The sequence below is a fragment of the Halorubrum sp. ARQ200 genome, from assembly GCF_005435115.1.
Classification (GTDB): Archaea; Halobacteriota; Halobacteria; order Halobacteriales; family Haloferacaceae; genus Halorubrum; species Halorubrum tropicale.
The window spans coordinates 167,406-180,399 of the sequence record NZ_SGTZ01000003.1 but is presented as its reverse complement, the minus strand read 5'-3'; the positions used below and the strand labels follow the sequence as shown (position 1 = coordinate 180,399).

General features: G+C 47.1%; 9 protein-coding genes and 3 pseudogenes. 4 read left to right on the top strand and 8 right to left on the bottom strand.

The annotated features are described in order from the left end of the window. Nucleotides 1–24: 24 nt before the first annotated feature. Complete coding sequence (locus tag EXE50_RS06340) at nt 25–909, bottom strand: IS1595 family transposase (protein ID WP_137704635.1); 885 nt, start codon at nt 907–909, stop codon at nt 25–27. Between the two features lie 711 nt (nt 910–1,620). On the opposite strand from EXE50_RS06340, the pseudogene EXE50_RS06335 reads away from it, so the two are divergent. Next, nucleotides 1,621–2,412 (top strand): annotated as a pseudogene (locus EXE50_RS06335) (IS1595 family transposase); the annotation flags it as partial. 22 nt (nt 2,413–2,434) lie between these two features. Here EXE50_RS06335 and EXE50_RS06330 read toward each other — a convergent pair. After that, nucleotides 2,435–2,620: pseudogene (locus EXE50_RS06330) on the bottom strand (IS4 family transposase); the annotation flags it as partial. Nucleotides 2,621–2,852: 232 nt separating this feature from the next. Between EXE50_RS06330 and EXE50_RS06325 the strand changes: the two are divergent. Beyond that, entirely contained in the window at nt 2,853–4,046 is a 1,194-nt protein-coding gene (locus tag EXE50_RS06325; protein WP_137704634.1) for a glycosyltransferase, read from the top strand. Nucleotides 4,047–4,225: 179 nt separating this feature from the next. Here the strand turns inward: EXE50_RS06325 and EXE50_RS06320 are convergent, their stop codons facing one another. After that, entirely contained in the window at nt 4,226–5,176 is a 951-nt protein-coding gene (locus EXE50_RS06320; protein WP_137704633.1) for a glycosyltransferase family 2 protein, read from the bottom strand. Continuing rightward, nucleotides 5,173–5,949, bottom strand: coding sequence for an O-antigen ligase (locus EXE50_RS17130; protein WP_158293653.1), 777 nt, complete (start codon nt 5,947–5,949; stop codon nt 5,173–5,175). Before EXE50_RS17130 ends, EXE50_RS06320 begins: the two co-directional genes overlap by 4 nt. Before the next feature lie 619 nt (nt 5,950–6,568). Here EXE50_RS17130 and EXE50_RS06310 point away from each other — a divergent pair. Beyond that, nucleotides 6,569–7,207, top strand: a complete 639-nt coding sequence (locus EXE50_RS06310; protein ID WP_137704631.1) for an IS6 family transposase — start codon at nt 6,569–6,571, stop codon at nt 7,205–7,207. A 108-nt stretch (nt 7,208–7,315) separates the two neighbouring features. Then, on the top strand, nt 7,316–8,527 hold the full coding sequence (locus EXE50_RS06305; RefSeq protein ID WP_137704630.1) for a glycosyltransferase: 1,212 nt from the start codon (nt 7,316–7,318) through the stop codon (nt 8,525–8,527). Nucleotides 8,528–8,543: 16 nt separating this feature from the next. Here the strand turns inward: EXE50_RS06305 and EXE50_RS06300 are convergent, their stop codons facing one another. From EXE50_RS06300 to EXE50_RS06285, 4 genes and pseudogenes are all read right to left on the bottom strand, one after another. Further along, nucleotides 8,544–9,476 carry a UDP-glucuronic acid decarboxylase family protein gene (locus tag EXE50_RS06300; RefSeq protein WP_137704629.1) on the bottom strand — a complete coding sequence of 311 codons (933 nt, stop codon included), beginning with the start codon at nt 9,474–9,476 and terminating at the stop codon, nt 8,544–8,546. Continuing rightward, on the bottom strand, nt 9,473–10,339 hold the full coding sequence (gene galU / locus EXE50_RS06295) for a UTP--glucose-1-phosphate uridylyltransferase GalU (protein ID WP_137704628.1): 867 nt from the start codon (nt 10,337–10,339) through the stop codon (nt 9,473–9,475). The genes EXE50_RS06300 and galU overlap by 4 nt, the downstream gene beginning before the upstream one ends. 230 nt (nt 10,340–10,569) lie before the next feature. Next, nucleotides 10,570–10,931, bottom strand: a pseudogene (locus tag EXE50_RS06290) (hypothetical protein); the annotation flags it as partial. A 138-nt stretch (nt 10,932–11,069) separates the two neighbouring features. Then, nucleotides 11,070–12,518 (bottom strand): oligosaccharide flippase family protein, encoded by a 1,449-nt coding sequence (locus EXE50_RS06285; protein WP_137704627.1) that lies wholly within the window; start codon nt 12,516–12,518, stop codon nt 11,070–11,072. Nucleotides 12,519–12,994 lie beyond the last annotated feature (476 nt).

Below are 12,994 nucleotides of genomic sequence, written 5' to 3'. Positions count from 1 at the left end.
CTCTTCTGTAGCACATTGTTGATTTCAGAGAGTGGCTTTGACGGCGTGTTTGAGCGCTTTTCGTCCGGGTTTGCGGTAGAGTTCTCGTCTGAGTTGGAACGCTCGGAGATACTGTGTGAGGCGATCTTTTGAGATGCCTCGATGCGGCGAGAGCCACCGTCGCGCCAGCGACGCGTGGCTCTCGCAGGTGTTCACGTGGACCTCCTCGTCGGCGTACTCACCGTCTCCGTGAACGACGTATTCGCGGTCGAATTTCTCGTCTTCAATAAGCGGATCGTACGCACGAAATCCGTCGGTATAGACAGTGAGAGGCTCCTGCTGGCGGTCAGCCAGCAGGAGCCGGATCGTCGATTCGTCTGCGGATTTCGCCGGCACAACGTACCGTTGCTCGGTGCCGCGATCCACGAGGACGAACACGGGTGGTTTGTCTTGATCATACGTTCCGCGTCCACGTCGTGAGAGGCCGCGAGAGCGCGACCAGCGGTCGCGCTCGCGGCCTTTCAAGCCGGCAGAGACGTAGAACTCGTCAATTTCAACCGGGCCACGGAGATCGAGTGACGGCGCGTCGAGCGCTTCGGTGAAGCGCTCGACACGCCTGTGGATCGTTTTGTAGGTGACATCGATTTCGCACTGTAGTTGCCTGAGACTGGTGTTAAACCGCAAAAGCGCGTAGATCGAGAACAACCATCTGCGGAGTGCGATCTTCGAGTGAGCGAAGATTGTGCCGGTCTTACCGTTGAACGTGCGGTCGCAATCCTTACAGAGATACCGCTGAAAGTGCCCGTAGCTGCCGTTTCTGACCGTTCGGTCAGAACGGCAGCGAGGACAGGAAACGCCGTCACGCCAGCGAACCTGCTGTAACAGGTCCGCTGCGACCGATTCCGACCCAAACGCATCTAGCGGAATCATCCGTGTCGGACACCGCTGACGCGGTGTCCTTGTCCTCTTCGACACGACAGCGACAGCTCGCCAGTATCAACAATCTCCTATAGAAGAGCGCTTGGGGTAATAGAATTTCGGGCCGAGCCGCTCGACGCCATCGTCGAGCGGCGTCTCAAGACGATCTGGGAAGAACGCTCCTGTCCACACTGCGGCGCAGACAACCTCCACGCTCTCAACGGCTCTGATGGGATGAAAGCCTGCTAAGTCCCCAGGGTGCGTAAATAGGTACTGGGGTGGTCAAAGGCCGATGATTCAACAGCGTCTCAGAACGCGTGGCTCTGATTGGCTTACGTGCCAAGGAAGCACCATCATGGGAGGCCGCCCGGATGCCGCCAGCATCCAGGCGGCGAGCCCGAATAGGTGTTGCTCCATTTACGCACATACCACCCATCAGCGCAGCAGCAGCTCGTACCGATCTTCTAAATGCTCGACCGCATGGAGGAATCTGATCCACAAGAGGTGAGTTACTGAGGGCCGCCGGCTCGGCGGCCCTCATCGGCCGGCCGCAGCAGTCGTGAGCCACAGCTAAACTATTCACGTTCTGACCGCCTGCCGGCCGATTCCTGAGCTGTCACCGTGACTGCTTGCGGTTTCTTTCCATGGACACGATCGGGTCGATCTTGGCGAAAAGTATAGTATCGCAGACGTGGTTTGTTGCGCTAGCAGGCTTTCATAGGTGACCGTATCTGGTGTGGCCGCTGTGACTGGAAAACCACGTACACGCGAGGGACACCCTTCTACGATTCGGAACTCACCCCAGGTGAGTTCCTCATCGCCTTCATCCTCTACGCTGACACACTCCTCAGCATTACCCAAATCGCTGAACTCCTCTCACCGTGTTACACGACGCTTCACGACCAGCTCAGAGAGTTTGAAACCGCGTTCTGTCGGGGATTTCCGACTGTCTGGGAGCGCATCTCCCAGACAGTCGATGGGCCAACACAGGTCGATGAAACACAGCAGGTGTGTTCGGGCTTCAAAGGCCAAGATCCGCCGCGGGAGGGACTCAACCGCGGCGGGTCACCCGAGGGTGGACGTACCCGCTGGACAGGGAATCAGGGTGACGAACTGACGCTCGTCGCGGCGTGCCGCGACGTGCTTCGCGTGGTCTCAGCTCAGGAAGGAAGCGACTATGAAGATGACCTTGGGCCAGTTATCGAGGAAGCAGACGACCTCTCCCAGCCGCTGGGAGAGGTCTGGACCAATGGACTGCCAGCTTACCGAGGCATGGAGCACGATCACCAATACGTTGTCCACGACGAGAGGTACGTGTCCGACAAAGGCGTCCACACGAACCAGGTAGAGTGTCTCTGGTCACTGCTCCAACCGTGGTTGGCGAAGTTCCGCGGCCTGTCCAAGCAGGGCTTGGAACAGGCCGCTCGGACCTACGGCTTCCTCCGGTCACTGAACCTTACTGGGGCACCGATCCACAGTCTCGTGGACTGTATCGCTGTCAATGTATTCCGCTAGTTCCGCCAGTCTACCGAAGAGCGTCGGCAGTAGAGTTGTAACAGCGTCTAAACCCGGCGAGTGTTCGGCTTTCGCCTGCGGCGAAGCCGAACACGGACCCCCAAACGAAGGCAGGGATCTGGAGCTTGCGGTCACGTTCGACCACGCCGAGTTCCTCGGCGTGCTCTTCGAGGAACTCAGAGGGAAACAGTGTAGTGAGCCGACGCATAATCCGAGGTAAGGAGTCCTTGTCGTGCACAGACTGGACTTCCTCATTCCTTCCGAAAGATGCCTCGATAAGCCGCCGCTATCACGCGGTTTCTCGCTTAACTAAAGACGGATGATGCTCCGAATTCTACGGAACGTTCAGTGTAGACTGCTTGGACATTGATAAAATTTATTTCGAACAACATCGTCAGATTATTCATCATATACGACTAATCCGTATCATAGGATAAATAATGAATATCCTGTACTATACTAATGAATTTCCAAAAATATCAGAAACATTTGTACTGAATGAGATTCACGAATTATATAACAGAGGACATAATATTGCGGTATTTGCTTTGAGAGAAGGTAACAAAGAAATCACTCATGATGAATTCTATGATTTAGACATCCCAGTATACTACGTGGATCTCTCTTACACAGATGTTACACGACTACTTCCTAAAAGGTTGTTCAGCTCACAGGCATTTAATATTCTAAAATCTACTCTGCCGCTATTTCCGATGGAAATCGTTGGTGTGAATATCGTAATCGGAAACCACTTACTTAATTTCATTGATAATCTGAATTTCGACATCGATATCGTTCATGGGCATTTCGCAAACAACGTAAAGATAGCTCAGATTTATGCAACACAATATCGCGACATACAGTCTACAGTGACCGCCCATGCGTACGAGATATTCAGTGACTTAACGCTGGACCAAGTTCGATACGTCTGCGAAAACGTTAACCACGTTTTCGTGCCTTCCGAATATAACAAAGAGTATTTACAAAACGAAATCGGTGTACAGAACTCGATCACAAAGGTACCGGCGACGACGACGGTAAGCAAATTCGACTCCTGTGCGGAGACCGTTCCAAATAGAGTTCTCACAGTCGGACGCTTAACTGAGAAAAAAGGGCACGAGTACGGAATCAATGCTGTTGCTCGTCTGGTTGAACAAGGGTACGATATCGAATATCACATTGTCGGAACAGGAGAAAGAGAAGAGCTGCTTCGAGAGAGAGTTGAGGAGTGTGGCATTCAAGAGCACGTTGAATTCCTTGGGCACGTGTCCGATAAGCAATTAAAGATAGAACTGAGTGAGGCTTCGGTTTTTCTGTTACCATGTGTTATCGCTAGTGATGGAGATCGTGATGCTATGCCTGTCGTTTTGAAAGAGGCGATGGCCTCGGAGACTGCCTGCGTTTCTACCACAGTGTCTGCAATCCCGGAACTCATCACGGATAAGTATGATGGAATATTAGTACCACCTAAAGACTTGAATGAACTCACTATAGCAATTAAAGAACTTCTTGATAACCCAACGAAAAGATCTAAACTAGGAAGAAATGGGAGGCAAACGGTGAAAGAGAAATTTGACATCTCAAAGTCCGTGACGGACATGGAATCTGTATTTAAACAAATTGAACAGAAATAGTCGCAAATATATTAGATGTTTTAGTTACATTTGGGTCATGACTTAGGTGCAAACTTTAAATAGTTGAACCAACCATGAGACAGAGTACAAAGTTTACAGTATTCTATCTCATGTTATTCCGTAGTTCTATTCCATAAGTTGTTTTTTGCACTGGTTTTTATACTAGAAGCACATTTTGCCTATCTTTTTCGCTTAGGATGTAATTTATTAACAATCGCTCTGATTTTGTGATACATTCTACTCCCTCCAAGTGAGATAATAAATCGCAAAGCAGAATCAACTGAGAACGGGTTACACAACCAGGATTTCAAAAGGTATTCTCTCGCATCGTTTGACCTGCCCTTTGACAGAGCCAACGAACCGATATAATTCAATAAATACGATTTAAATAAGAGTTTATATACTATTCCTTCATCAGCAGCCATTTGCTTATGTTTGTTGTATACCTTTGGGTACGCTACGTCACGAAGCTGTTCATACTTATCTCCTATTTGTTGATAATCGCCCATCCGGCGGATGACAAGTGGTTTTTCAATTGGGGTGAAATGAGCCTTTTTGGATAATCGAAGCCACCATTCAGTATCTTGAAGTATGGGTAATTCTGGATCTGGTTTTCCAGCTATGGATATCAAATTTTCTCTTAACATTATTGACGAAAAGCCACCAATATAACCACCTCTCAACAAATATTTTTTCACATCTCCACTTTGAGATGGTATTTTTGTTTTAATTACTTTCCCAGTTTCATCGACAAATTTCTGACCAGTATATGCAAATCCAATATTAGGGTTATTATCTAGAACTGTTACCTGTTCTTCTAATTTTGACTGTTCCCATCGATCGTCGTCATCTAGAAAAGCGATATAGTTCCCAGTCGCTTTATCTATACCTGCATTTCGTGCTACATTTGCCCCTTTGTTTTTGTCTAATCGATAATATCTCACCCTCTTATCTGATATCTTATCTATCACATTTTTCAACGGTTTAGGCGATCCATCATCAACAACAATAACCTCGAAATCTTCGTAGGTCTGACTAAGTATACTTCTTATAGCCTCTTCTAACATATTAGGACGGCTATATGAAGGGACGACTATACTGACACGGATATTGTCTGGACCTTCTCTCATTTGGACTGTCTATTGGTTCTTACAGCCGTTGATTGTATTTCCTTTTTGCTTTGAATTCCATATCCGATTATCAAAGCAAAAATCAGAGAATGAATGTTGAATCCTATTATTGAAAAAGATTCTACGTGCTGCATCACAACATATACAATCCCAAGACAGATTCCAGCATACCTTATAGTACTGTCAGTTATGGTTGATATTCGATATAGGCAGATATGTAGTAGTAGAATATATAAAAATCCACCAATAGCTCCGGTGTGCAAAAATACTCGAAGGTAAGAATTATGTGGAGATAGCCCATGAAGATGCGCCGGTAACGTTTCTTGAACTATCAAAATTCCGTTTGTTTGTGCTACACCAGTAATAGACTTCGCTGTATATCCTGTGCCAGTCAAAATATTCGAACTAACAATATAGTGAGTAGCATTCCAAAGATCTACTCTCCCAGCTAAATGTATTGGAAGATTATTTAATATATTTGGTGAGTAAATTAAAATTAAAATGAAATATAGATATGTGCTTAAAAAGAATCCATGTATCGATATCCTAGATAGGTTAATACTTATGTGATTTTCTTCAATGTATGCTATGGATAACATGAATATCCCTATTCCAGTCACTAGATATCCCCCCCGACTTCCAGTAAATATCAAAGCCGACAGTGATACAAATGTTAGAACGTAGTACCGCGCTCCATTGTGGGTCTTGGCTAATATCAAAGAGGAGAGCACACCAATTCCAGCAAGATGGGCTAATCCATTCTCGTTACCCATAATTGATTCTATGGGTGAGATTTCTATAAACGAATCTAAATATGATACAGTATTATATTCATTGATCAAAACAGATGTGATAACCAAGTTATATTCGCCAATAACCAACGATAGTAGTCCAAAAAAGCTAATAACGGCAGAAATAATAGAAATCCAATACAATAGATCAACAGTCAGTGTGATCCTTGGTAGTATATATATTATTACAAGAAGACAGTAACAAAGGCCAATAAACAATATAAAATCGAGTGTGAGCCCCGTAGTCGTGGCTCCAATAACTGATGCTAAAATATATACGGTAATGAAAGACAATAATAGCACCAATATCTGTTTGTTTAATACAAAAATAGAGTTGAAGATAGCATACTTTGCTGAAATAATAACGAGACAAATTCCCACCAAGCCATAAAGAACTAAAGATGGTACAGTTATTTCTGCTGATCCTAATGTTGATAGCACCACTAACAGTGGAATGTATATTCTTTTCATTCTAATAATACTGTAACAAACTAATCCACCGATTTATATTGAACATTGAGAGATGAGAGTTAAAATACATTGTGGAAGACTATCAGGTCGCGTTAAGTTAGAGGATGAGGCGGACGAGTTCTGAGTGTCTATGACAGAATTCGACCGCCTCAGTGAATGTATCGCGTGGATCGACTTGTCATTTGTGGAGCGAGATCGAACTCCGCGCTGGGCGATTGAAATAGGGATCCGCTGTCACCTGGCCGGTATGTCACTACGAGAGGTAAGTAAACATCTTGAGCTATTTGGGATCAAGCGGAGTCATGTCGCGATCCATAATTGGGTTCATAAAGCCGATCTACAGCCGATCTCGACCGTCTCAGAGGATCAACTCGCGGTTGACAAAAAGATGATCCGCCTCCACGGCCAACAGTTCTGGCTGTACGGCGCGGTTGATCCACAGATGAACGAGATCCTCCACGTGAGCCTCTATCCGACCGCAAACAAACAGACGACGCGATGGTTTCTCACCGAACTACACCGGCGCTATCAGCTGAATAACGTCGAATTTCGCGCCGATGACGCAGACTATCTCGGATCAGTACTCGCGGAAGACGGCTATCGATTTCAAGCCATTCGACATAGAAATCGGAACGCCATCGAACGTGTCTTTTGGGAGATAGAACAACGAACACCATCGTTTGCGAATAGTTTTAGCAATGTCGCGTTAGAGACAGCTCAAAACTGGCTCGAAGCCTTCGCCGTCTACCACAATTCACGTCAAACTTAACGCGAGGCTATATCAATAGTATTATTCAAAAATGGGTTTCGCAATTGTGCCGCATAGGCTTGATCTTTAAACCGGAAAGCACAAAAACCCGCTATTAAAATTAACATCATGAAAATAGCATTTTTAACACCGGCATTTCCCCGATACTCTGAAACATTTATTATAAACCAAGTTGCCTCCTTACTCGATCTTGGACACGATGTAACAGTGTTTAGTCAGGGAAAGGTTGATTCGCCTGCTGAACACTCAATACTTGATGACTACGATATGGAAAAACGTGTCAATTATATAGAAGGTATTCACACATATTCTGCGGGAATCAAACAGTACCTGAAATCGATATCAGGACCACAATCCGTTTCCGATGTACTGTCCGCAGTAAAGCACAGAAAGGACGGGCCCGATCGTCTGGCCGCGCAGAATGCTCTCTACGATCCATCCCAATTTGATATATGTCACGCACATTTCGGCCCCATTGCTCGCACTTGGGATTTTCTCCCAAGAAAAAACCCAGATACTCCATTCGTTGCCACGTACTATGGATACGATGTCACGAAACGACTTCATCCCAACAACTACAGCTATTATACGAGGACAAATCATTGGGAATCCGTTGATCTGGCGATTGGAATTAGTGAGCATATTCGTTCAAAAATGCTGATGGCTGGTTGTCCAGAGGAGATTACCACCACACTACCCATCGGTATTGATCCGGATCTGTTTCAATTTTCGCCCACGGAATACGATCCGAACGACGAACTCCAGTTAGTGTCAACTTGTAGGCATACGGATAAAAAGGGAATTGGATATGCCATTCGGGCGGTAAGTCAGCTGAAAAAAAGGGGGGTTGACTTATCATACACTATCGCTGGTGACGGATATTTGACACCGGAATATCGTGAGATTGCCTCAGGTGTTGGTATTTTAGATGAGATTGAATTTGTTGGGAGAGTCTCACAAGAACGTGTTTCAGAATTGATGCAAATGGCTCACCTCTACATACAACCGAGCGTTACCACCCCCGACGGTGACATGGAGGGACAGGGGCTTGTTTTTCAAGAGGCACAAGCTACGGGAACTCCTCCGGTTACAACCTTTCACAATGGCATCCCGGAGGGGGTGCGACACGGAGAGACCGGTCGGTTAGCACCGGAACGTGACATCTCTCGTCTCGCTGATGAATTAGAGTATTTTGTAGAAAATCCCAAGGAAATCGGTCGGTATGCATATAAGGGCCGGAAATGGGTCGAATTAGAATATGATTACACTAAAATTAGTAAGCGACAAGAAGATCTCTACAAATCTCTACTGAGAAAGTGACGTCCTGAATGTGGTTCTATAGTTGCGTATTGAAGTATTCGATAGACGCTTCCAGTCCGTCATCTAGAGGCACTCGTGGAGACCAGTCCAGTTCTTGCTGTGCTTTCGAGATGTCAGGTCGTCGAACTTGTGGATCCTGTGGAGGGAGATCCTCATGTACTATCCCGCTTTCACTCCCCGTAATGTCTAACACGAACTTGGCTAGCTCATTTATTGTTCGTTCGTCGGGGTTTCCGATGTTCACGGGGGATTGAACATCTGACTCCAGCAGCGCAATGAGTCCGCGGATCATATCCGATACATAACAAAAGCTCCGGGTCTGCTCACCATCCCCGTAGACGGTAAGGTCTCTTCCGGTTAACGCTTGTTTCGCGAAGTTCGGGATCACACGACCGTCATCGAGACGCATCCGTGGACCATATGTATTGAAGATACGAGCGACTCGAACATCGAGATTGTGCTTGTCGCGATATGCCCTAACTAGTGATTCGCCGTATCGTTTTGACTCGTCGTAGCACGATCGGGGACCGTACGGATCTACATTCCCACAGTATTCTTCTGGTTGTGGGTTTATTTCGGGATCTCCGTATACCTCACTCGTGGACGTGAACAGGTAGGTTGCATCCTTCTCCTTGGCGAGTCCGAGCGTCTTGTGCGTTCCAAGCGCGCCAACCTTCAGTGTCTTGATCGGATGATCCCGGTAGAACACCGGTGAGGCGAGGCTCGCTAGGTGTAGAACGGCATCTAGTTCTCCAGAGATATGGATGAACTCTGTAACATCGTGATCATAAAATGAGAAGCGATCATGCTCAAAGGTGTCATCGAGATTTTCCGTTCGACCGCTCACCCGATTGTCCATTCCGATGACTTCATGTCCGTTGGCTAGCAACTCATCGCAGAGGTGTGATCCGAGAAATCCTGCGGCACCAGTGACAAGAAGACGACTCATTCAGCCCAATCTCCGAGCAGCGTCTCAACGGCTGCGTTGATCTCACTATTGTCGTATCTTAGTGCCAATTCGACATTTGCCTGAAGCCACGACGGGATGTTTCCGATATCGTAACGATCGCCATCAAGCTCAACACCACGTACCACGTCGAGCTTCCGGATTGCATCGGTCAGTTGCAGCTCACCTCCGACGCCATGCCCCGTTGTTTCAAGCTTTTCAAAGATGTCTGGCGTGAGAATATATCTTCCAGTAATCGCGAGGTTTGAGGGTGCTTCCTCCTGTGATGGTTTTTCTACGAAATCGTTGACCGGAAAGCTTTCAGAAGTTGAATTTACTTCATCAACATCCGCGATTCCGTACGAAGAGACATCATCCCACGGCACTCGTTCAAGTGAGAGAACAGAGGTTTCGTATTCTTCTGCGGCTGTAACAAGAGATTGGGTACACGGCGTTTCATTCTTGATGATTGTATCGCCGAGTAGGAGTGCAAACGGTTCATCGCCGACGTGGTTTTGAGCATACAGTACCGCATCTCCTAGTCCTTCTCGTTCCTTCTGACGGACGTAATGAATGTCTGCGAGATCAGCGATATCCCGTACTTGCTCAAGACGATCAAATTTCCCGTCCGCTTCCAATTCCTCTTCAAGTTCATACGATTTGTCGAAATGGCGCTCGATAGCCTGCTTTCCGCGTCCAGTAACGATCAGAATGTCATCAATTCCGGCCTCAATAGCTTCTTCAACGACGTACTGAATCGTTGGTTTATCTAGAACTGGCATCATTTCCTTTGGCTGTGACTTGGTCACTGGAAGAAACCGAGTTCCGAACCCTGCCGCTGGAATAACTGCTTTCGTTACTTCCATGGATCATCTGTTATATACCCCGCAGGTTATGTATCTTTTATCATTGACTCGGGGGTTTGCTTTATATTTTCACTATAATGCTTCTGTAGTTTCGGTCTACCGCGGCAGATTTCATGGATGTCGAACGCTTTGACGGAAATTGTAAGCGGTAGCTTTCAGCAGATTTCAAATCTTTAATCACTCCTACACACATATATGACGGCGCTCTTGTGAAATACATTGTTGGTGAGTCAGAGAACTTCTCGAATAATCTGTTTCAGTGCTTCTCGTCCCGGTTTGCGGAGGATTCGCCGCCGAAATTGGAGCGGTCTGAGATACGCTGTCAGTTTGTCCGTTGAGACGCCTTGATGTGGCGAGAGCCACCGTCGCCCTCGCGCTCGCAGCCTTTCTTCTCGGCAGAGACATAGAACTCGTCGATATCAACCGGGCCAACGAGAGGGATGTCTGGCGCGTCGAGCGTTCTGACGAACTGCTCGACGCGCTGGCGGAGCGAGCGATACGAAACGTCGATTTCAGCGTCTAGCTGGCGGATGCTGGTGTTGAACCGGAGGAACGAGTAGGACGCGAACAACAGTTTGTCAAGGCCAATCTGCTTCCGAAGAGCGTATTTACAAAGTAGTAGGGCATCATATTATCATGAGTTGAGCTACTGTACACCTCTGACATCAGGCTCTTCCGCTTGAATCCAATTTGGACATTCATTTTTTATATTATTGGTTTTAAACTTACTCTACAATTGAGATATACGATACAAAATTTTACTTAGTGGAATATATCCAAAAATGATATTAATTCCGATAAACAATACCAACCCCAACGGTGGAAATACGAGAAGAGAAACCAAGGAAGAGAACTCGACAATGTAGACGACCGCAAGGAACACGGCGGCGAACACACCCTGCGCGAGTACAAGTCGAGTGGCCCATAGGAGAGGCACTACTTCAAATGGAGTGTAAAACCAGATACAGACGTTTCCGACGAACAGCATGACGTACGAGATCGACGTTCCGATCCCTGCTCCGATGATTCCGTACCGAGGGATCAACACAATGTTCAACAGGACGTTGAGTAGAAGGGCCCCAACGGTCATCAGTTCTGTGTGTCTCACCCACCCGGTTGCCTGAAAGACGGGAACTATCACACGGCTGATCCCGAAAAAGAACGTTCCTAAGATAAGCAATTGCAATGTGTCTGCGGCAGCTACGTAATTCCAGCCAAAATAAACCTGAAGAAACGGTTCGGCGAGAGCGAACAGACCGACGCCAAAAAGCGTCAACGCTAGTATACTGTACTTGACCCCAGTTCGAATCTGTTCGTTTATTTTTTCGATATCATCCTCCGCCCAGAGGTTCGCAGTGTGTTGTAAGAACGCCATCTGGATGACTGACGGGACGAACCAGATCATCTCGGCCGGAACGATGGCGCTGTTGTACAGCGCGGTTGCCGTGGATGTTCGAAAGTACTCGACCAAGAGAATGTCCACCTTATACAAGAAGGCCGCACTCAGTCCTCCGATCAACTGAAACCCCCCAAACGCTGCTATCTCTCGTCCGTACCTCCTGATGTTCTCAATAGAAGGGGCTGAGAACTCAAAATATCTGAAAAGATATATAATTCCAAGTACTCCGATAACGACGAAGGATATGCTGTAAGCGGTGAACAACCCGATCAGGTCGTACCCGATGTACGCTAGGGTCAGTCCGACAATCACATAGAAAACTCGTCTTCCGATGTTGAGAACCTCAGCTACGTGTTCCCGCTGTTGCCCATAGAAGCTCCCTCTCACGATACTCAGAACGTTCTTAAAAACCACCGATATCAGTAGAATCCAAATGAACGGCACGTAGCGGGACGGAACGATCCCGAGCAGTATGCTGATCGAAGCGATTAACACCGCAGTGATCCCGTATACGAGACTCATTACGACGGATAGAGAAATAATCTCTGAGATCTTCGTTTGATCCTTGATGTTCTCAGCGATGATCTTCCGAGTTGAATCAAGCAATCCTCCCCCAGCGAGAAGAGCAAAAATCGAGAACCCAGCGGATACGCTGACGTACAATCCGTACTGTTCTTGGGAAACGATCCGAACCAAAATTGGAGTGAACACCAGACTTATTAGTATATTCGTCGCTTTTCCCGAGAAGATTGAAAGGATCGATCGAAGAAGTGTCGACATGGTTCGAATAAATACTGTCTATCCTATCAGTAGTTGTTCACCGATCGAGGAAGACCTCTCTCCCATCTTTGCCGAAGGCGTTGAGTTTCTCTCGTCTGGAGACCGGTTCGAGATCTAGCGATGACATGAAGAGAGTTATCTATTTTTAGATACCGACCTGAATAATGCCGTCGGTCTCGCCTCGCGCTCTGCGTTTGATTCCGTCCGTACGGATAAAACCACTGTGTCAAGTGTGTCGTGTGTAAAATCAGATAGTCACAGTCTATCGGTTAGCACTTGACGCAGTGGAATGTCACTCGGTCAGCCCTCATCGATAATAACCGAACGGAACACTTGACACGGTGGGGTGGGACACGGAGATGCTCAGTTACCCGTCTCGAACACTCGACGCAGTGGGGTGTGTTCTGGGACATACCCTCAATTCTCATCGAGAACACTCGACACAGTGGGGTGCGTTCTGAGACATACCCTCAATT

Bases quoted from the DNA above. Each gene is read 5' to 3' on its own strand.
- EXE50_RS06340 (WP_137704635.1), bottom strand. From the start codon at position 909: ATGATTCCGCTAGATGCGTTTGGGTCGGAATCGGTCGCAGCGGACCTG.
- EXE50_RS06325 (WP_137704634.1), top strand. From the start codon at position 2,853: ATGAATATCCTGTACTATACTAATGAATTTCCAAAAATATCAGAAACA.
- EXE50_RS06320 (WP_137704633.1), bottom strand. From the start codon at position 5,176: ATGAGAGAAGGTCCAGACAATATCCGTGTCAGTATAGTCGTCCCTTCA.
- EXE50_RS17130 (WP_158293653.1), bottom strand. From the start codon at position 5,949: ATGGGTAACGAGAATGGATTAGCCCATCTTGCTGGAATTGGTGTGCTC.
- EXE50_RS06310 (WP_137704631.1), top strand. From the start codon at position 6,569: ATGACAGAATTCGACCGCCTCAGTGAATGTATCGCGTGGATCGACTTG.
- EXE50_RS06305 (WP_137704630.1), top strand. From the start codon at position 7,316: ATGAAAATAGCATTTTTAACACCGGCATTTCCCCGATACTCTGAAACA.
- EXE50_RS06300 (WP_137704629.1), bottom strand. From the start codon at position 9,476: ATGAGTCGTCTTCTTGTCACTGGTGCCGCAGGATTTCTCGGATCACAC.
- galU (WP_137704628.1), bottom strand. From the start codon at position 10,339: ATGGAAGTAACGAAAGCAGTTATTCCAGCGGCAGGGTTCGGAACTCGG.
- EXE50_RS06285 (WP_137704627.1), bottom strand. From the start codon at position 12,518: ATGTCGACACTTCTTCGATCGATCCTTTCAATCTTCTCGGGAAAAGCG.